Genomic DNA, 16,939 nt, shown 5'->3' with positions numbered 1-16,939 from the left:
AACACCAGCCCTGCCTTGCCGCCCGCCCGGGCGGCTTTTTTATTGTTCATTCGATAACAAGCTGGGCTGATTGGGTGATGTTAGGCCAATGGGCAATGCTGTCGGTGGCCAGGGTGGTGTAGGTTTCTACAAGGTGTGCCAGCTCGTCTAACTGGTGATCGGTTTCACTCAGGGTGTTGGTAAATGTAGCGAAGGAACCTGTTTTGAAGCCGTGCAGGCACAACTGCAGGCCATCGGGCAGTGCAAGATAATCCGTAGGCATCGATTGTCCCTGTGCCGGATTGCGCGAAGGTTGCCTGCGGCGTGCCACAATGTGCAGGCGCAAGGTGATGGTGGCATCTCGAATGCCCTGACTTTGTTGCCGCCATTGGATGGGGGCAAACTCAATGAACAGTGCAGGCAGGGCAAAGGGCGGTTCTTCGTCGAGCCACTCGAGCATGGGGCTCCAAAGATCGAAATGTCTGAACACCTGATGTTCATGGCCGGCCTGGCTGTGCATGTAGAAGCTGCCGTTGGGATGCCGGCACAACAGTTGCAGGCGTTGCACCAGCGCAAGAAAGAGTTGCTGTCTCATTTATCTGGGTTTTAAAAGCTGTTTAAGCATGGTTTGAATGCCTTGCATATGCTGGTCGGCCACTTGCCGCACAATGTTGTCAACCTGCGGATGCGGGCCAATGAAGCGGCGCCGGGGCATGTTGATGCTGCTGCCGGTGCGCATCAGGGCAAGATTTTGGTAATATTGGGCCTGCTCGCCCAGGCTCAGGCTTTTTTTGCCCGGCTTGCCGTCTTTGCGGTAGCGCATGCGCGAGGCAAACCTGTAGTGCATGGCCCAAAAAAAGCGTTTCATTCGCTCGGTTACAACAATGCTTCCGCCCTCGTTGTGCAATGCTGCATGGCGTTGATGACTGCTGAATGTGATGCTGTTTTGGTTGATTTGTGCCCGCAACGAACCGCGCAGCCCACCGCCACCACGCACTACAAGCAGGCTGCCTCGGGTGTTGAGCCTGCGGGCCGGCCAAGGCTGATCGAAAAAAGCCTTTCGCTCAAAGTTGCGGTCGAACTCGTCTAATAATCCAACAGAAAGGTCTTTTAGTATTTGCTTCACCGGATTATACATTATTTTTGATTTTTACGAAAATTTATTCAATTTTTTCTTGACTTTTGTTTGGCAGTTTATCTATCTTTGTATCACAAGAAAAGTAAAGCCCCTCAAGTTATCCTCAGCGCAAGCACGGGGAAGGCGACGGAGGGGATTTACTTTATTACTAAGTGATGTAGGAAGTTGCCATCTTTGGTAATTTTCACCTTCATAATTACGAGTAGGCCGTTGTGCGACGTGGTGTAAACATTGAATCTGTTGTTTCCGTGTCTGGCGTCTTCCTGAGACACGAAATCGGCTACCCCAATTAATTCATGTGCCTTTTTTGCTATTTCCAGTTTTAATATGTAGCGTTTGTCGTTTCTGTACTTATAAATGAGTTCGTTGTAAAAATTTGCATTCACAACGACCGGCTGATCCAACATAGCGGCTTTTACTTCAAATCTTCTTGCATCGAACTTTCCAATCTTTGTGGTAGGCAAGTTTTGCTTATACCAGCTTACAAGTCCCTTGGCGGCTTTTGCTTTTTCCGAATAGGATGTTAACAGTGAATCTATCACATCTTTCACCCTTTGCTGCACCTTGAAATATGGATGGTTTTGGGGGAAGATGACCTTTTGCTTGCCGGGATTGAAGCGAAACATGGCGGCCCGATTGACGCCGTTTTTATCAATACGTGTGGTGGCTGCTTCGCCGTTTCTGATGGCCTGGGCGCTGTTGGTCAGTGGATATTTGTTTTTGAGCACCTGCACCACGGTGCAGCGGCAGTTCCAGTCGAGGGGCGGTATGTAGTTGTCCCAGAAGGGATCGGAGGGCGGGAGTGTGGTGTTGTGCAGTGCAGCGTGCGATGCCCTGACCTTTTCATCGTTGGAGGTGCGAAACTGCAGGTTGTACTGGTCGCCGTCCTGTTCGAAGTCGCTCCATTTGGCTGCCATTTGTGCTGAGGCAGCGGCAAAGTTGTATTCGGCCTCGAGGTAACGAACGTTATAGGTTTGATAAAGGCTTGTTATTTCCTGTCTGAAGCGGCTGAAGGGTTTGATGTTGCCTTTTTCGTCTTTGAGCATTTGTGAGGCCTGCCTGAGTTGGTGATAGGTTTTGAGGCCGGAGAAAACGAAGATGTTTCGGTCGAGTGCTGCAGAAAGCGCTTGCGGAACATCGTGCCTGATGCCATTCTGAAGCCCTGTTTTGACCGCCCGTTTAAAAACGCGGTAAATTTCGTTTACGAGGGCTGCTGGTGGTTCGTCGGCGAGGTTTTCAGGCTCGAAACCCTTATTGTTATGCAGCCATTCGATTGCTGCATCAAAAATTTTCTTGTTGATAGAAGAGCCTTTTTTGTCGGCTAATTGGATATGATGATGGTGGTTGTGATACAGTTCATCAATGGCTGAATGCAGCCCCCGGTAGTAGCATTGGGGGTTCAGAAAAAAAAAGCCGCAGGGTCGGTTTTGCGGGCACTGACGGGGATGTTGTATTTTTCAGTAAAGTATGCCGGGTCTATTTCATAGCCGGCGTCGAGCAGCATTTGTTCGATGTTTTTTTGCTGGTCGGGGCTGTAGTCGATGCTGTCGTCCCATTCGAAGCGCAGGCCCTGCACCTGAAAACCGTGCATGAGCATAAAGGGCAGCAGGCGGTTGTTGACCAAATCGCGCAGCATATCGGCATCGGCTTCGATGACATTTTGGAAGATTTGCAGGTGTACCTGGCTTTGGCTGAGCGAGGCACCTTCGTCGATGGTCATGGTTTGGTTGAGGATACCTTTGCTCATTTCGCTGTTACAGCGTTCGATGCGTTGGTCGTACACGTTGAAGGCATCGCCGCGCGAGCTTTCGACGATTTGTATTTCGGTGCCTTCGGGAAAGAGACCCCAGGCGGCGGCGCCCATATCGCCCAGCATTTGCTCTATTTTGCTTATTTCGTTGGGGTCGCGGCTGATGGTCTTGCCTATGCGTATGGGCATGCCAAAGAGTTCGCCAAAGCCGTCCCAGAAGGCCATCATGTTTTTTTTGCTTAGGGCATGGGGTGCACATTTGAGCAACAGGCCCAGGTCATGAGGTTTGCCTGCTTCGATGCACCAATTGGCCAGGTTGCTGTTTCGGTAGCTGATGCCTTTGCTGTGTTCGTCGTCGGCATTGCGCAGGATGATGCCATGTTCGGGCACCACGTGGCGCCTTGGCACCAGGCTCACCTGCTCGAACATGCGTTTACCCCCAAGGGTGATGATGTCGCCAAACTGTATGAGCGAGTGCCCCCAGAAGCGGCTGTCGAGGGCATGGCTCATAAAATCTTTAAACCATTCGGTTTCGAGCAGTTCTGTAGCCTGGCGCACTTCTTTGCCCGAGGCATCCACCAGCCTGAAAGCCTTTTTGAGCACCATGTTTTTGCGTTGGGCTATGGCACCTGTCAAGTGCATGTCCACGTCCACGTCGGTATAAACGTCGTAGAGGTGTGAGCGGCGGGGGTTTTCGGTATTGATAGCCAGTTGCCATGCCTGCCGCCAGGTGCCTATGTCTTTTTTAGTGAGGTGCTGGGTGCGCACGGCCAGTTCGATGAGCATGCTTTTGATGCGTTGGCGTTCGTTGGCATTTTGCATTGCCAGGAGCATCTCCTTTGTTTTCATGGCTTTGAGCTTGGTTTTTAGTACTGATGTGTGGCAGGTTTCCACGAGCCGTATCGGATGCCGTTTTGCGGATTGGCAGTGGTGGGCTGGATGAGTGGAGGCAAGTTAGGGGTTGCTCTGCCGGCCTGTACTGCTTCGAGCCATTCGATGGCACGTTTGTAGCGTATTTCGCGCATTTCGAATCCCATGCGTTTGGGTAGCCATGCCACAAGGTGATAAAGTGCAATGTCGGCAGCTATCATCACCAGTTGCGGGTTGCGCTCTGCTCCAGTGGCGCTGAAGGCGGCTGTCATGTCGTATTTGGCGCGCAGGTAGCTGCAGATTTCTTCCAGGGCATAGGTTTCGGCACGTTGCAGGTTGGCTTGGTCGCTCTGATGGAGCACTTCGAGGGTGGCCGCATCGCTGACGGCTTTATAATCGTTGTTGGTTAAAAAAGGCATCGCTCAAGATTTTGGGGTGGTTATGTGCAGGGCAATTTTACGTGCGGTATCAAGGCTAAATTCTGGGATGAAGCGTTTGTTGCGTATGGCTTGTTTGAGCTGCTGCTGCTCAAAAACCCGGGGTTTGCCTTGATGAAGGAGCACCAAATAGCGGCGATGGGTGAGCTGGGTCATGATATTGGCAAGGCTGATGGCGCGTTTGAGGCGCCAGGTAAAGAGGATTTTGTTGATAAGTGTTACCATATGTTACGCGAGCTGAGGCGTTTTTGCAGTTTTGGGCTGAAAGAGTTGGTGCGAAGGTGGCGTTGCAACAGCCAGATGGCGCCTTCGTCGGCATCGGGGCCGTCATCGTGGGCGGGGCTGCCTTTTTCAAAACTCAGGAGTTGATCGATACCGGTGAGCATGTCGCGATCGGTTTGGCGATTGATGTTGTAGTGTACGAAGCCGCGTTCCCACAATGGGCTAATGGCCTCGATGCGCTGAAACTTGTCGGGTTTGCGGCGGTGGTCGGGTCGTATGGGCAGTTGATAGCCGCGTTGGTTGCCTTCGGTGGCAAACTCGTCGAGTATCATGTCCTGCATAAAATTGGCCTCCATCACATAGTAGCAGATGGTGCCTTCCGGCAGGTTTTCGTGCAGGTCGTAGAGCCAGCGTACCATCTCGGTGATGGAGCATTGGCGCACAAAGGCCTCCAGATGGTGCAGCTGGGTGCCTGTTTTGCCCCATACTTTGATGGCTTTGTAGTCGTTTTTGGTGCCCGAGCGGAAGCTGGGGTCGCAGTAGGCCACCAGCATATCATATTTATTATATGGCATGGGCTTTGTCCAGCGTATCCAGTGGCTGCGAAACACGGCCCCATGTTTGATGGGGTTGTTCATATATTCTTTCTGGAAGCTGCGGTAGCCCATAAATTGTTCGAGGTGTTTCACTTCGTCCGGGCTCCATTTTTCTTTCCAGCTGATGTGGCCTTTTTTGTCGTAGATATTTATCTGGCTGACAAATGTGCCCTCAGTGGCGGCTATATTGGCCAGCACGCTGTTTTTGCTCAGCAGGTTTCCCACCATCACAAAGCGTCCGCGGCCGCCGTCGAGGGCACCAAACAAAGCTTCTTTTACCCATAGGGTAAGTTTTTCGACACGGGCAGGGTTTTCGACGAGGTCGTCGTCGTCGAGGTCGTCGATCACAATGTAGTCGGGGCGTTGTTCGCGGTAGCGCAGCCCGCGGGGCGACTGGCCGCGTCCGCGTGCAAAGAAGGCGCAACCATCGGAGGTTACAAACTGTCCTTCCTGCCAGCTGCCGGCATTGTATTGCGGCCCGAAATCGTTGATGTAGCGCCGGTTGTATTGCAGTTCGGCCTGAAGGTCGCTCAGCAGTGTGTTGGCATTGTCCTGGCTTTTGCCCACCAGCACCATTACATTTATTCCGCGTTGTCTTTGGGCTTTGAGCCACAGGGGGATCATGATGTCCATGTGGGTGCTTTTGGCGTGGGCTCTGGGCCAGATGAACACGCCCCTGAGGTTGGGGGTGTGCAGTATTTTGTTGGCGGCAGCCACCTGAAAAACAGCTGTTTTAACCTTGGCAAAATGGGGGAAATAGTAATCGGTGAAAAAGGCGTAATCGGCCAGTGCCCGGTTGATGCGTTGTAGTTTTGCGCTTTGGGGTTCGTCGGGCTCTATGGTCGTTTGCTCCTGCACGGTGCGGCAATGGGCCTTCCATGCTTCGAGGGCTTTTTTTTCGTTGAGGGCCATATCACTTGCTCAATTGCTCGCTCACGTAAATGTCCTGGTATTTATTTATGGCGCGAACCAGCTCGGGCGACAGTTCGGGATCGATGGTGCGGCGGTGTTGTATCCAGCGGTTAAAGGCCATAAACACCTCAATGGCATCCACCACGCTGGCTTTGCGATCGAGTTTTTCGATGGTGCTGGCAAATTTGCTCAGGCGGTCGCCCAGCGATACCATCATGGTGGGGTCTTTGGTGTTGTTCACCTCGTCGAGCAGGTTGTTTATAGTGCGCAACAACTTGTTAACCAGCTCGGGACGGGTGATGTTGCTGGCCGCCCTGAGGGCCTCCCATCCGCCGTTTTTAACCCATTTATTGATGGTTACAGGCGTAAGGCCGGTTTTTTCGGCTATGGTTTTTTGCATCTCGCCCTGCATGTAGAGGATGCGGGCATATTCTTTCTTGCTTTCGCGTTCGTTTCGGGCCATCGGCGCGTGGTTTATGGCTGCAAAATTGCAGCCTGCCATAGCTTGTTTAAAATAGTACTACCATTAGAACATCAATAATTTACGGCCAACAAGCCTTCTATTTTCTTTGCCGCAAAATTGATGATGTTATGAGCTACAAGGTGGTAATCAACACCCCGGCACTCAACAGCTACGGCACACGTGTGCTCACCTCGGGCATCGATCTGGAGCAATATCGTCGCAATCCGGTGTTGTTGTGGATGCACAGCCGCCCCTGGAAAGGTACTACTGACGAGGTACTGCCAATTGGTACGGTGCAGGAGCTCGAGGTGCACGACGAGGTGCTCACGGGCCGCCTGGTGTTTGACCAAAACGACACATTTGCACAGCGCATCAAGGAAAAGTGGGATGCAGGCGTATTGCGCATGGTGAGCATGGGCATCGACATTGTAGAGCAAAGCGACGATCCGCATCATCTGGTGCAGGGCCAAACACGGCCCACCATTACCCGCAGCAAGTTGCGCGAGGTGAGCGTAGTGGACATAGGCAGCAACGATGATGCCCTTGCCCTTTACCACGAGGGCAAACGGCTTAACCTTGCATCCGCCGAAACCGACATTGTTTTGAGACCTTTAAAACCCTTTTTAAATATGAATCAAATTGCCCTGAAATTAGGTTTGGCAGCTTCGGCCAGTGCCGACGAGCTCAGCCAGGCCATAGAAGCCCTGCAGCAGCGTGCCGCCAAGGCCGACCAATTAGAGGCACAATTGCAGCAACTGCAATATGCCCAGCTTGAGCAACTGGTGGATCAGGCTATCCAAAACCGCCAGATTACCACCGACCAGCGCGAACATTTTGTTAACCTTGGCAAGAGCGCCGGATACGAAAGCTTAGCTAAAACCCTTGCCTTGCTGAAACCTGCTCAAAAGCCCACCGATGTAATCAAAGGAGCGCAGGCCAAAGCCGGCGGATATGCCAAGCTGAGCGAGCTGCCTCAAAATGAGCGCATCGAGCTTCGCACCAACGATCCAGCCGCTTACAAAGCCTTGTTTGAGGCTGAGTATGGTTTTAAACCCGAGTTGTAATCCAAAAAAAGCATCCTTATGAAAAAACTCATCTTCATTCTTACATTGATGTTCAACATGGCAGTGGGGTTCACCCTTGCCGAATTGCATGGCCTGCCACCTTTGGCCGTAGCACTGTCGCTTGGCCTGGCCGGCTTTTTGGTGCCTATGCCGTCGCAGGCCTTTATGGCCGGCATTTTTGCCGAGGTATGGACGGGCGAAATGGTGAAAGCTTTCCGCAACAGCATGGAAAACATTGGCTGGCTGCAGCGCATCAAGGCCTACGACCAGTATGCCGAGAACGATGTGATCCACTTTGTTAACCTGGGCGGCGATCCGGGCGTGCTTATCAACAACACCACATACCCGATCGAAGTGCAAAGCCTTGAAGATGCTGACAAGGCCATCTCGCTCGACAAATACCAGACCAAAGCCACACGCATTACCGACGACGAACTGCACGCCATAACCTATGACAAGATGGCCAGCGTGATCGAAAGGCATCGCGAGAGCATTGATCAGGCCAAATACAGCCGTGCTTTGCACGCCATTGCCCCTGCCGGCCACAGTGCTGTTACCCCTGTGCTGCTGACCACCGGAGCTGCCTCCACCGATGGCTTACGCAAAACCCTCACTCGTGCCGACCTTATTGCCATGAAGCAGGCCTTCGACAAGCTCAAAGTGCCTACGCAGGGCCGCATCATGGTACTATGTCCCGACCATGTGGCCGACTTGCTGCAAACCGATCAGAAGTTTGCTGACCAATATTACAATTACGCCAGTGGCCGCATTGCCAATATGTATGGCTTTGAGGTATATGAGTTTGCTGATGCCCCCTATTTTGCCCAAGACAAAAGCAAACTGCCTTATGGTGCTGTTCCTGCAACAGGCAACTTTATGGCCTCGGTGGTCTTTTATGCCCCTCGCATGATGCGTGCCACAGGCAGCACCAAAGCCTATTTGTCAGATGCAGCCTCGAACCCGACCACACAGGAAAACCTGATCAACTTCAGGCACTACTTCATTGCCTTGCCTCTGAAGAACGAGGCCATCGGAGCCATTGTTTCCGCGGCCGTTTAAAGATAAGCGCTAAAAATGAAAAGTAACAAAAAGAAAAGCGCCATGACGTCGGAACCTGCAGCCCCTGCGGCTGCAGGCGCTTCCGACCTGAGGATGGAGAGGGCACAACGCCTGTTTGCCCGCATGCCTGATCTGCAAAGCCTGCATTTTACCTCGGATGGGCTGGCATTTGCCGAACATCAGCATGCCAGGGCCCATGCCCGAAACCTTAGCGACGATACCATTGTAACCATCGAAAGAAAGTAAGTATGCTACCACGCGTAAGAATTGATTTTGCTAACGGTGCACTGGGTCAGGTGCAGGCACAGCCCGATGGGGTTTTTGGCCTGCTCAGCTCGGCAGCTCCGGTGAGCGGTAAGCTCGAGCTGCTCGAAACCTATGTGTTGCACTCGTTGGCCGAAGCCAAAAGCCGTCTGGGCATCACCTCCGAAAACAATCCCGGACTGCTGAAGGTGCTCACCGAATTTTACAGTCAGGCAGGTGAAGGAGCTGAACTTTGGCTCAAATGTTTTGCCGAAACAGTGAGCATGACGCAAATGATCAGCCTGGAAACAGACAACGGGGTAAAACAAATGCTTCAGCAAGCACAAGGGCGGCTGCGCGGCCTCTTTGTGCACTTCAGCACACGCCTTGCCCAAACCATCAGCCTCAGCGGCGGGCTCAATCAGGATGTGAGCACAGCCCTGGTGGCAGCACAACAAACGGCCATGTGGGCAACCACCCAACTCAAAGCCCCAATTTTTGTGATCGTCAGCGGGCTCGACTACAGTGGCAACCCCATCGACCTTACCGACCTCACCACCCTCGAACTCAACCGCACAGGAGTGATGATTGGCGACACGGCCAGCGGGAAAGGCTGCGCCATTGGTTTGTTGGCCGGACGCCTGGCACGCATTCCGGTACACCGCAATCTGGCCCGCGTGAAGGACGGCCCCGTAATCAGCCTGAGCCAGGCCTGGATAGGCAGCACCCCTGCCGAAGAGGCCGATGCCACCATGCTGCACGACAAAGGATACATCACCTTGCGCACACATACCGGCAGAAGCGGGTACTATTTTACCGACGATCCGCTGGCCACACTGCCCACCGACGATTACAATCACCTCACGGCCCGTCGAACCATCGACAAGGCATACCGCCTGGCCTACGACAGCCTGCTGCCGCAACTGCTCGACGAAATACCCCTCAATGCAGATGGCAAGGTGAGCGTGGCCTTTGCCAAAAGCGTAGAAACAACTGTCGAGAATGCCATCATCAATACAATGACCACTAACGGCGAGCTGGGCAACGACCCTTCGAACCCTAACGACACCGGTGTGCAATGCTACATCGACACCAATCAGAACATTGTGCAAACCGGCCAGCTCAAGGTGCAGCTGCGCGTGAAACCCTACGGCTATGCCCGTTACATCAATGTTGAGCTTGGATTTAAAACCAATAACATTTAAATCATGTTCGATTCACGTCAGTACGAATATGCCGACATTACCCTGGCCCTTGGCGGAAGGGTGATTACCGGTCTGCGGGGCATCAAGTATGCCAGCAAAATGGAAAAGGAACTGGTTTACGGCAAAGGCAACGAGCCACTGCACATTCAGCGGGGTAATCTCAGCTACGAAGGCGAAGTGAGCCTGCTACAAAGCGAGCTCGAAACTTTGCGCGCTGCCGGCGGAGGTAGTGTGCTCAACTTGCGCCTTGATGCAGTGGTGGCCTATGGCAACCCCAGTAAGGGCGATGTGCTGGTGGTTGATAAAATACGCGGCTTAGAGTTTACCGAAGACGGCAAGGAAATGAAACAAGGCGATAAGTTTATGGAAATCACCTTGCCTTTTATTGCCCTACGCATCGAAAACCAAAAAAGCTGAAGCCATGAGCAAAGAGAAAAACTTAGTAGGCCAAGTAGAGCCGGCACAGATTGAGCAATGGAAAAAGCAGCACGGCGAGGTAAAAGCCCTGATCATTGACGGCCACATCGGGTATCTGAAAAAGCCCGATCGGCGCACCCTGAGTTATGCCAGCACCGTTGGCGCAAAAGACCCTATCAAGTTTAACGAAATCATCCTCAACAACTGCTGGCTCGGGGGCAGCGAGGCCATCAAAACCGACGATTCGCTCTTTTTGTCGGCCGGGCAGGTGCTCGCCGACCTTATCCAGGTTAAAGAGGCTGAACTGGTAAACTTATAGAGGCTGTTGGGGTGAAGGCGACGGACTTTGTGCGTATGATCAATGCCCAGCTCAGCTACTACATGCACATACCCGACCCCGACAGCCTAAGCGACGAACAATGGGCCATGAGGTTCAAGGAGCTGGAATGGATAAGGCGGCAGGAGGCTGAAGCTAAGCGGTAGCTAACGGCCGATTGCCACTGCTGCCGCAAAAAGCAAAACAAAGGCCAGCCAAAGTGCAAAAAGCAGCCGGGATATAGCAGGACGCTGTTTTCTGTTGACCCATGCCACATACAAAGGAGCCAACGGGGCCAGCAGAACGTAAGAAACCAAAAACGGAATACGCTTGATAACCGCAATGCCAAGTTTGACCATCAGAACGGAAATTGCAACTAAAAGGTAAACGCTAATCAGGGTGCTCATGTCGAATATTTTGGAATATACGCTGAACCTCAAAGGTAACCTCGAAACAAAGTTACTAAAAATTGGCATCAACAACGACAAGCAGCTTAATACCTGGGCAAAAGTGCAACAGCAGGTCAATGCGGCAAGCGATACCATGAACAAGATGGGCAGAACGATAGGCGCGATGAACGAACGAATTGCAGCTTTGCGGGCACAACGCGAGTGGATACCCGCAAGCAACCGCTCGGCCATCAGGCAAGCCAATATCGAGATAAAGGCCCTGGAAAAGGAGATCAGCAAACTCGAAAACCTCAATGGCGGTAAATTTAAATCGTGGTTCGACCAACTGAAATCTGCCGTTCCGGGCCTTGAAATGGTTACCAACCCCTTGGTGCTTGGCAGTGCTGCAGTTTACAGGCTAACGCAGGCCTTAGGCGGAAGTAAACAAGCCTATATGGAGGAAAGTGTAGAAGTTGCAAAACTACAGCAGGTAATGCGCAATGCCATGAACGCCCGTGCCGATGAGGTGAGGTCAATCCTCGACCTGGCATCGGCACAGCAAAGGCTGGGGGTGATCGGCGACGAAACCCAGCTTGCCGGCGCCCAGGAGTTGGCAACCTACCTGACAAAAAGCGAAAGCCTCCGGCAACTTCTGCCTGCCATGAACGACATGCTGGCACAGCAATATGGCCTGAATGCCACCCAGGAGCAGGCCATACAAATCGGAAGCATGTTAGGCAAAGTGATGAACGGGCAGGTTGAGGCACTCTCGCGCTATGGCTACAAATTTGACGAAGCACAGCAGAAAATCCTCAAAACCGGAACCGAAGCCGAGCGGGTGGCTGTGCTGTTCGATGTTGTCAACCGTGCAGTTGGCGGCGTTAACCAGCAGCTGGCCAACACCCCCGAGGGCAAGTTGAAGCAGCAGGCTAACAATCTGGGCGACCTGCAGGAAAGGATGGGCAAACTTGTAGTGTTGGCCGAGGCCTCGTTTGCCCCGGTCATTGCATCCATAGGGCAATTTTTCGACAAGGTAATCGGCTTTTTTGAACAGAACCAGGATATAATTCAACAAATCATCGGTCTGCTGGCCCGCACCATCACGGGTGCTTTCAGCGGGTTTTGGGCAATTTTAAGAACGATAGCCGATGCGTTCGGAGTATTTGTTGATAAAATTAAGGCCGGCAGCCCCTTGTTTATTGGCCTGGCCTCGGCAATAACCGGTGTGGCAACTGCACTGCTATTGATGAAGGGTGCACAGATGGCATCAATAGCCTGGTCATCGGCTATCATGCTCTGGAACAACCTGCAAACAGCAAGCTGGTGGCGGCTCAATGCGGCCATTTTTGCCAATCCTGTTACATGGATAATTGCCTCAATTGTGGCATTAGTGGCCCTTATTGGCTTCCTCATCGTAAAGCTGGACGGATGGAGCCAAACATGGAAAAACCTGATGAATTATCTGGTTGTATCATGGCAAATATTCAAAACCACCCATCAGATCGCCTGGCTCGAGATACAGGACACCTTTCTGACGGGTATTGAGCTCATCCAACGGGCATGGTACAAGTTGCAAGCGCTCTGGGATAAGGATGCCGCCAGAGCTGGTTTGGCCACGATAGAGAACAAACAACTCGAAAGGGCTGCCGAAATTGCCGCCGCAAAAGGCAAGATGGATCAATTGCAAGCTCAGCGCAATGCCATCAAAGTGTTACAGCTAAATTGGAACAACACCACACTTGGAGACGTGGCAGGCAGCCTTAAAAAAAAGCTGGGGATTGATGCTCCGGTCATCAGCGGTACTACCGGGCTCGCCGCAAATGACCAAATCAACCCAAGCCCTGTGGCCGCTGCCACCGAAAACATTACCTCAGGTGGCACACGCAACACCCAAATCAACATCAACCTGCGCAATCTGGTTGAGCACATCCACTTCGAAGGGCAATGGCGCGACAAATCGGCCGATATGCAGCAACAGGTGGAACAGGCGCTCATCAGGGTGCTCAACATGGCCTACGCAACCGCATGAAAACACAAGCAAGCATAGCATTTGGCTACAACCTGCCGCCCCTTAGTTTTGCTGAAAAGGTGGTGATTGTGCGCCAGCCCGATGGCAGCATTGAGCTGGCCGAAGGGCTGATGCCTACCAAACAATATCCTGTTGTGTTTACAGCCGACGGCCTCGACAGCTTCAGCTTCCCCATCGATCCTTTTGTTTCGGTGAGCCAGCGCAATGTCGTGGTGCGCCGCCATGTGGCCAAAGGCAACATACGCGGCACCATCAAAGAGCGCTGGACACAGGATGATGCCGAAATAACCATCAGTGGCCTGCTCGTTGGCAGCGAACAATCGCTGGCCGAAAACTTAGGCCTGCTCATGCGCTACTGCAACCTGGCTGCCCCAATACAGGTGCAGTGCCGACTGCTCAACGAACTTGGCATCTACGACATTGTGATCGAACAATACGACCTGCCACACACAAAAGGCCAAGCAAACCAGGCTTTTAGTATAAAAGCCTACAGCGACGATGTTTACGATCTTTTAATTGCCCATTGATGTATATAATGCAGTGGAATATCACCATAGGCAACTACCGCCTGGCCATGCTCGAAAGCGTGGAAATTGTGCGTTCAGTCGAGCAACTTTCTGACACGGCAATCATTGTGCTTCCAGCCACTTTTTTCAACAAAACCCTGAATATAGAGCAACAAATCAAACCGGGCGATGCCGTGAAAATTCAGCTGGGCTACGATAATTACATACGTACCGAGTTTGAGGGCTATCTTGAGCGCATTGCCACAAACGACGGCAGCCTGAGCCTGCACTGCGAAGATGCACTCTACATCTTTCGTTATCCTTTGCAAAACCGCGAGTTTATCAATCCCAGCCTCGACCAACTGCTCAACTACCTGCTGCCCGGTGGCTTCCAACTGGCCAACGACTACGATTTTCGTTACGACCGCTATGTGGTACGCAACCAAACTGCCTGGCAAATGCTTAAACAATTGCAGGAAGAAACTCGGGCCAACATCTACATTAAAGGGAAAACCCTGCACGTGCACCCGCCTTACAGCGAGCTTTTTGGTGAAGCCGTTTACTCCTTTCAGCATAACATAGAAAAAAGCGAGCTGGAGTTTAGAAACGCCGACGATCGTAAAGTTCAGGTGGTGGTTGAAGGCAAAAGCCACGATGGCAAAGTGCTGCGCGCCACTGCCGGGCAAAGCGGGGGTGATGTGGTGCAAATAAAAATTGAAGGCGTCAGCCACATGCCCAGCCTGCAAAAGCTGGCCGACGAACAACTCAAAGTGAAATCGTACACCGGCTACAGCGGTAGCTTCACAGCTTGGCTGCTCCCCTTTTGCGATGCCGGTTTTGCCGTCAGCCTATACGACAATGACTATCAGCACAAATCGGGCACCTATTATGCCACCGAAGTCATTACCCGAATGAGCAAAGAGGGCGCCTCTCGTACCATAATTCTCGGTCGAAAATTATGAGCCAGAACGTGAAAGATATTATCCGTGCCATTGCCGGCCCCGCAACCGACAATCTTTTTGTTGCTAAAGTGGTGATGCTCGACGAAAACACCTGCACGGTAGAGAGCGGCGACATGCTATACAGCGATGTGCAGCTTTTTAGCAGCAACGTACCCGGCAATCTGTTGATAAAACCTGCCCTGAACAGCCGGGTGCTGGTGGCCGACCTGAGCAACGGCCTGCGCCGCCGGTTGTGTTTGATTAAGGTGGACGAGGTTCAGCTCATCGAACTAAAACAAGACAAACTGCAATTTACCATCGACGCACAAAGTGGCACTCTTCAACTGAACGCTCAAGGCGTCAGCCTGGGCAAAATCCTGGCCGAGCTGATGCAACTGCTGCGCCAATTCAAGGTGAACGTGCTCGCCCCCAATGCTCCGAGTGGCCCGCCCACACCCGATGTGGTAACCAAACTCATCGAATTGGAACAAAACATCAAAACCCTGCTGCCATGAACGACATTGTGCTGCTAAACGACTTTTCGCCAGCCATAGCCGATGGCGACTTCGTTGTGGCCGAATGCCTCAATCAGGAGGTGGCATGCCTGCTGCAGGCCTCAAAAGGGCACTTCAGGCAACATCCGGGCCTGGGCGTGGGACTACCCGAACATCTGCTTGACGAACAAACCGAACCACTGCGACGCGAAATCGGCCTTCAACTACGTCGCATAGGCCTCCGCATGTTCACTTTGTTCATCAACAACGGAAACATCCTTCTTAAAGCAGAACGTTCGACGCCATGAAAACAAGCTCCACCGGTTTGAATTTGATCAAAACGCACGAGGGCCTGCGCCTTGAAGCCTACCAATGCCCTGCCGGACGATGGACAATAGGATACGGCCACACACGAACAGCACAGGCCGGTATGCGTATCACCGAGGCACAGGCCCACATGTTGCTCCAAAGCGATCTGGCAGCAGCCGAAGCGATAGTAAACACTGCACTCCCCGGCTTGAAGCAGCACCAGTTCGATGCACTGGTGAGCTTTGTGTTCAATGTGGGAGCAAAAGCATTTCTCAACAGCACTCTGCTGCGCAAAATCAGAACAGCAGCCCCGGAGGCCGACATTAGGGCCGAGTTTGCCCGCTGGATTTATGCCAACGGTAAGCCATTGCCGGGCCTGGCCAAACGACGTGCCGACGAAGCCAATTTGTTTTTCAACACCAATCAAGCATGAGAGAGTTGCTCATAACCGCCATAAGCTCGGGTATTTTGGGAAGCCTGTTCACCTGGCTGGCCAGCCGCCGCCAACGCAACAACGACTTTATTGCCGATTTGCAAAAAAGCATCGGCCTGCTCACCGAAAACTATACCAAAACCCTCGATGAGCTCATAGTTGTGAAACGGCAAAATGCAGAACTACTATTGCTGGTCAACGACCTTCAAGGTCAGATTCAAAAACTAAAAGACGAAAATGCAACCCTCATCAAAAAGATGAACGAACTCAAATGCCTGCTAAAACAACAAAATCAGTCTTAATGGCCACGATTATCCTGGCAATGACTGCCGGATGCAAAGCGCCCCAGCCGGCCAACCAGGTGCCGGTAATGAGCCGCATTGAGCTTCGGCCAAGGCTGGTTCCCGTGCACCTGCCCGACGACAGCGCCCTGCTGAGGCTGCAACTTGAATGCGACAGCACCAAACGTGTGCTGATTACAGCCCTCGACGAACTCAAGGGATACAACGTCAGCACTGCACTCCAACTCGCAGGCAGCCAGCTCACCTACCGCAGCAGCTACACTCCCCCGGTGCAGCACATTGCCGTGCGCGATAGCATTGTCGAACGGCAAGTGCCCATAGAGGTGGTGCGCACCGTGGAGGTAAACCGCCTTTTCATTTGGCAAAAAACACTGATGTGGTTGGGCATAGCCTTTATACTGATTGTTGCACTTAAAATTATCGGCTATGTGCGCCTTTAAGACCATACTTGTAGGCCAGGGGCAAAGCCTTGCAGATGTGGCCATCGAACATTGTGGCAGCCTCGATGCCATGTTTGCCATACTCAGCCTCAACCGCTCTATCCTGTCGGGCATTACAGACGATATCGCACCAGCCACATCGCTTACCCTGCCTGATGAACCATCGAAGCCTGCCCCGGCCTTGCACCACACAACGCCGCCACCTTCCTATTCAACCGCACAACTCATCACCCATGCCCTTGCACAACGTCTGCCCCAGTTGCCTGCCAGCCTGGTCGAAAACGAGCACGAGCCCCTCACGGCCAACGACCCCCCACAGCCACCACAGGCTAACTACTACCTGGGCGACGACCATGTGTATCACCACACCAACGGACGCTGGAAACGCACCCCTCTCATTAACTTCTGAAACACCAACAAAGAAA

25 protein-coding genes are annotated in these 16,939 nt (G+C 52.5%); 16 read left to right on the top strand and 9 right to left on the bottom strand.

Annotated elements, in window-relative coordinates; genetic code table 11:
- Positions 1-46 precede the first annotated feature (46 nt).
- The 8 genes from IPM52_13300 to IPM52_13265 all read right to left on the bottom strand — a co-directional run bounded on the left by IPM52_13300 (position 47) and on the right by IPM52_13265 (position 6,367).
- Positions 47-574 (bottom strand): hypothetical protein, encoded by a 528-nt coding sequence (locus IPM52_13300; GenBank protein MBK9292582.1) that lies wholly within the window; start codon positions 572-574, stop codon positions 47-49.
- A complete protein-coding gene (locus tag IPM52_13295) occupies positions 575-1,105 on the bottom strand; it encodes a phage virion morphogenesis protein (protein ID MBK9292581.1) in 531 nt (176 codons plus the stop codon). It abuts the gene before it with no gap.
- Positions 1,106-1,254: 149 nt separating this feature from the next.
- Positions 1,255-2,163 (bottom strand): minor capsid protein, encoded by a 909-nt coding sequence (locus tag IPM52_13290; GenBank protein MBK9292580.1) that lies wholly within the window; start codon positions 2,161-2,163, stop codon positions 1,255-1,257.
- A 353-nt stretch (positions 2,164-2,516) separates the two neighbouring features.
- The gene (locus IPM52_13285; GenBank protein MBK9292579.1) at positions 2,517-3,716 is read right to left on the bottom strand and encodes a DUF935 family protein; all 1,200 of its coding nucleotides are present in this window, start codon (positions 3,714-3,716) and stop codon (positions 2,517-2,519) included.
- Between the two features lie 17 nt (positions 3,717-3,733).
- Positions 3,734-4,156, bottom strand: a complete 423-nt coding sequence (locus tag IPM52_13280) for a DUF1320 family protein (protein MBK9292578.1) — start codon at positions 4,154-4,156, stop codon at positions 3,734-3,736.
- Positions 4,157-4,159: 3 nt separating this feature from the next.
- Complete coding sequence (locus IPM52_13275) at positions 4,160-4,399, bottom strand: hypothetical protein (GenBank protein ID MBK9292577.1); 240 nt, start codon at positions 4,397-4,399, stop codon at positions 4,160-4,162.
- Positions 4,393-5,904 carry a hypothetical protein gene (locus IPM52_13270; protein MBK9292576.1) on the bottom strand — a complete coding sequence of 504 codons (1,512 nt, stop codon included), beginning with the start codon at positions 5,902-5,904 and terminating at the stop codon, positions 4,393-4,395. The genes IPM52_13275 and IPM52_13270 overlap by 7 nt, the downstream gene beginning before the upstream one ends.
- A 1-nt stretch (position 5,905) precedes the next feature.
- Positions 5,906-6,367 carry a terminase gene (locus IPM52_13265; GenBank protein MBK9292575.1) on the bottom strand — a complete coding sequence of 154 codons (462 nt, stop codon included), beginning with the start codon at positions 6,365-6,367 and terminating at the stop codon, positions 5,906-5,908.
- Positions 6,368-6,495: 128 nt separating this feature from the next.
- Between IPM52_13265 and IPM52_13260 the strand changes: the two genes are divergently transcribed.
- From IPM52_13260 to IPM52_13230, 7 genes are read left to right on the top strand one after another with little or no spacing between them, the layout of a single operon-like run.
- Positions 6,496-7,431, top strand: coding sequence for an HK97 family phage prohead protease (locus IPM52_13260; GenBank protein ID MBK9292574.1), 936 nt, complete (start codon positions 6,496-6,498; stop codon positions 7,429-7,431).
- An 18-nt stretch (positions 7,432-7,449) separates the two neighbouring features.
- A complete protein-coding gene (locus IPM52_13255; GenBank protein ID MBK9292573.1) occupies positions 7,450-8,490 on the top strand; it encodes a hypothetical protein in 1,041 nt (346 codons plus the stop codon).
- A gap of 15 nt (positions 8,491-8,505) precedes the next feature.
- Positions 8,506-8,736 (top strand): hypothetical protein, encoded by a 231-nt coding sequence (locus tag IPM52_13250; GenBank protein MBK9292572.1) that lies wholly within the window; start codon positions 8,506-8,508, stop codon positions 8,734-8,736.
- Positions 8,737-8,738: 2 nt separating this feature from the next.
- On the top strand, positions 8,739-9,938 hold the full coding sequence (locus tag IPM52_13245; protein ID MBK9292571.1) for a hypothetical protein: 1,200 nt from the start codon (positions 8,739-8,741) through the stop codon (positions 9,936-9,938).
- Between the two features lie 3 nt (positions 9,939-9,941).
- Complete coding sequence (locus IPM52_13240; protein ID MBK9292570.1) at positions 9,942-10,355, top strand: hypothetical protein; 414 nt, start codon at positions 9,942-9,944, stop codon at positions 10,353-10,355.
- 4 nt (positions 10,356-10,359) lie between these two features.
- Positions 10,360-10,674 carry a hypothetical protein gene (locus IPM52_13235; protein ID MBK9292569.1) on the top strand — a complete coding sequence of 105 codons (315 nt, stop codon included), beginning with the start codon at positions 10,360-10,362 and terminating at the stop codon, positions 10,672-10,674.
- Positions 10,675-10,685: 11 nt separating this feature from the next.
- Entirely contained in the window at positions 10,686-10,838 is a 153-nt protein-coding gene (locus tag IPM52_13230) for a hypothetical protein (protein ID MBK9292568.1), read from the top strand.
- Here the strand turns inward: IPM52_13230 and IPM52_13225 are convergent, their stop codons facing one another.
- On the bottom strand, positions 10,839-11,078 hold the full coding sequence (locus tag IPM52_13225; protein MBK9292567.1) for a hypothetical protein: 240 nt from the start codon (positions 11,076-11,078) through the stop codon (positions 10,839-10,841).
- Here IPM52_13225 and IPM52_13220 point away from each other — a divergent pair.
- The 9 genes from IPM52_13220 to IPM52_13180 are packed head-to-tail and all read left to right on the top strand — an operon-like array spanning position 11,077 to position 16,923.
- Positions 11,077-13,089, top strand: coding sequence for a hypothetical protein (locus tag IPM52_13220; protein ID MBK9292566.1), 2,013 nt, complete (start codon positions 11,077-11,079; stop codon positions 13,087-13,089). The genes IPM52_13225 and IPM52_13220 overlap by 2 nt on opposite strands.
- Positions 13,086-13,616, top strand: a complete 531-nt coding sequence (locus IPM52_13215; GenBank protein MBK9292565.1) for a hypothetical protein — start codon at positions 13,086-13,088, stop codon at positions 13,614-13,616. The genes IPM52_13220 and IPM52_13215 overlap by 4 nt, the downstream gene beginning before the upstream one ends.
- Before the next feature lie 8 nt (positions 13,617-13,624).
- Positions 13,625-14,557 carry a hypothetical protein gene (locus IPM52_13210; protein MBK9292564.1) on the top strand — a complete coding sequence of 311 codons (933 nt, stop codon included), beginning with the start codon at positions 13,625-13,627 and terminating at the stop codon, positions 14,555-14,557.
- Positions 14,554-15,051: a hypothetical protein gene (locus IPM52_13205; GenBank protein ID MBK9292563.1), complete on the top strand. Its 498-nt coding sequence runs from the start codon at positions 14,554-14,556 to the stop codon at positions 15,049-15,051. Before IPM52_13210 ends, IPM52_13205 begins: the two co-directional genes overlap by 4 nt.
- Positions 15,048-15,338, top strand: a complete 291-nt coding sequence (locus IPM52_13200) for a hypothetical protein (GenBank protein MBK9292562.1) — start codon at positions 15,048-15,050, stop codon at positions 15,336-15,338. Before IPM52_13205 ends, IPM52_13200 begins: the two co-directional genes overlap by 4 nt.
- Positions 15,335-15,772 (top strand): lysozyme, encoded by a 438-nt coding sequence (locus IPM52_13195; protein ID MBK9292561.1) that lies wholly within the window; start codon positions 15,335-15,337, stop codon positions 15,770-15,772. Before IPM52_13200 ends, IPM52_13195 begins: the two co-directional genes overlap by 4 nt.
- On the top strand, positions 15,769-16,074 hold the full coding sequence (locus IPM52_13190; GenBank protein ID MBK9292560.1) for a hypothetical protein: 306 nt from the start codon (positions 15,769-15,771) through the stop codon (positions 16,072-16,074). Before IPM52_13195 ends, IPM52_13190 begins: the two co-directional genes overlap by 4 nt.
- Complete coding sequence (locus IPM52_13185) at positions 16,074-16,514, top strand: hypothetical protein (protein ID MBK9292559.1); 441 nt, start codon at positions 16,074-16,076, stop codon at positions 16,512-16,514. Before IPM52_13190 ends, IPM52_13185 begins: the two co-directional genes overlap by 1 nt.
- Positions 16,501-16,923, top strand: a complete 423-nt coding sequence (locus tag IPM52_13180; protein ID MBK9292558.1) for a hypothetical protein — start codon at positions 16,501-16,503, stop codon at positions 16,921-16,923. The genes IPM52_13185 and IPM52_13180 overlap by 14 nt, the downstream gene beginning before the upstream one ends.
- Positions 16,924-16,939 lie beyond the last annotated feature (16 nt).

The sequence above is a fragment of the Bacteroidota bacterium genome (assembly GCA_016715945.1).
Classification (GTDB): Bacteria; Bacteroidota; Bacteroidia; order Bacteroidales; family F082; genus JALNZU01.
Note: the sequence above shows the minus strand (reverse complement) of the source record. Positions and strands in the feature narration are given on the sequence as shown.

What these genes read in the sequence shown, in the direction of transcription:
- IPM52_13300 (MBK9292582.1), bottom strand. Translation starts at nt 574, where the DNA reads ATGAGACAGCAACTCTTTCTTGCGCTGGTGCAACGCCTGCAACTGTTG.
- IPM52_13290 (MBK9292580.1), bottom strand. Translation starts at nt 2,163, where the DNA reads ATGCTCAAAGACGAAAAAGGCAACATCAAACCCTTCAGCCGCTTCAGA.
- IPM52_13285 (MBK9292579.1), bottom strand. Translation starts at nt 3,716, where the DNA reads ATGAAAACAAAGGAGATGCTCCTGGCAATGCAAAATGCCAACGAACGC.
- IPM52_13280 (MBK9292578.1), bottom strand. Translation starts at nt 4,156, where the DNA reads ATGCCTTTTTTAACCAACAACGATTATAAAGCCGTCAGCGATGCGGCC.
- IPM52_13275 (MBK9292577.1), bottom strand. Translation starts at nt 4,399, where the DNA reads ATGGTAACACTTATCAACAAAATCCTCTTTACCTGGCGCCTCAAACGC.
- IPM52_13270 (MBK9292576.1), bottom strand. Translation starts at nt 5,904, where the DNA reads ATGGCCCTCAACGAAAAAAAAGCCCTCGAAGCATGGAAGGCCCATTGC.
- IPM52_13265 (MBK9292575.1), bottom strand. Translation starts at nt 6,367, where the DNA reads ATGGCCCGAAACGAACGCGAAAGCAAGAAAGAATATGCCCGCATCCTC.
- IPM52_13260 (MBK9292574.1), top strand. Translation starts at nt 6,496, where the DNA reads ATGAGCTACAAGGTGGTAATCAACACCCCGGCACTCAACAGCTACGGC.
- IPM52_13255 (MBK9292573.1), top strand. Translation starts at nt 7,450, where the DNA reads ATGAAAAAACTCATCTTCATTCTTACATTGATGTTCAACATGGCAGTG.
- IPM52_13250 (MBK9292572.1), top strand. Translation starts at nt 8,506, where the DNA reads ATGAAAAGTAACAAAAAGAAAAGCGCCATGACGTCGGAACCTGCAGCC.
- IPM52_13245 (MBK9292571.1), top strand. Translation starts at nt 8,739, where the DNA reads ATGCTACCACGCGTAAGAATTGATTTTGCTAACGGTGCACTGGGTCAG.
- IPM52_13240 (MBK9292570.1), top strand. Translation starts at nt 9,942, where the DNA reads ATGTTCGATTCACGTCAGTACGAATATGCCGACATTACCCTGGCCCTT.
- IPM52_13235 (MBK9292569.1), top strand. Translation starts at nt 10,360, where the DNA reads ATGAGCAAAGAGAAAAACTTAGTAGGCCAAGTAGAGCCGGCACAGATT.
- IPM52_13220 (MBK9292566.1), top strand. Translation starts at nt 11,077, where the DNA reads ATGTCGAATATTTTGGAATATACGCTGAACCTCAAAGGTAACCTCGAA.
- IPM52_13225 (MBK9292567.1), bottom strand. Translation starts at nt 11,078, where the DNA reads ATGAGCACCCTGATTAGCGTTTACCTTTTAGTTGCAATTTCCGTTCTG.
- IPM52_13215 (MBK9292565.1), top strand. Translation starts at nt 13,086, where the DNA reads ATGAAAACACAAGCAAGCATAGCATTTGGCTACAACCTGCCGCCCCTT.
- IPM52_13210 (MBK9292564.1), top strand. Translation starts at nt 13,625, where the DNA reads ATGCAGTGGAATATCACCATAGGCAACTACCGCCTGGCCATGCTCGAA.
- IPM52_13205 (MBK9292563.1), top strand. Translation starts at nt 14,554, where the DNA reads ATGAGCCAGAACGTGAAAGATATTATCCGTGCCATTGCCGGCCCCGCA.
- IPM52_13200 (MBK9292562.1), top strand. Translation starts at nt 15,048, where the DNA reads ATGAACGACATTGTGCTGCTAAACGACTTTTCGCCAGCCATAGCCGAT.
- IPM52_13195 (MBK9292561.1), top strand. Translation starts at nt 15,335, where the DNA reads ATGAAAACAAGCTCCACCGGTTTGAATTTGATCAAAACGCACGAGGGC.
- IPM52_13190 (MBK9292560.1), top strand. Translation starts at nt 15,769, where the DNA reads ATGAGAGAGTTGCTCATAACCGCCATAAGCTCGGGTATTTTGGGAAGC.
- IPM52_13185 (MBK9292559.1), top strand. Translation starts at nt 16,074, where the DNA reads ATGGCCACGATTATCCTGGCAATGACTGCCGGATGCAAAGCGCCCCAG.
- IPM52_13180 (MBK9292558.1), top strand. Translation starts at nt 16,501, where the DNA reads ATGTGCGCCTTTAAGACCATACTTGTAGGCCAGGGGCAAAGCCTTGCA.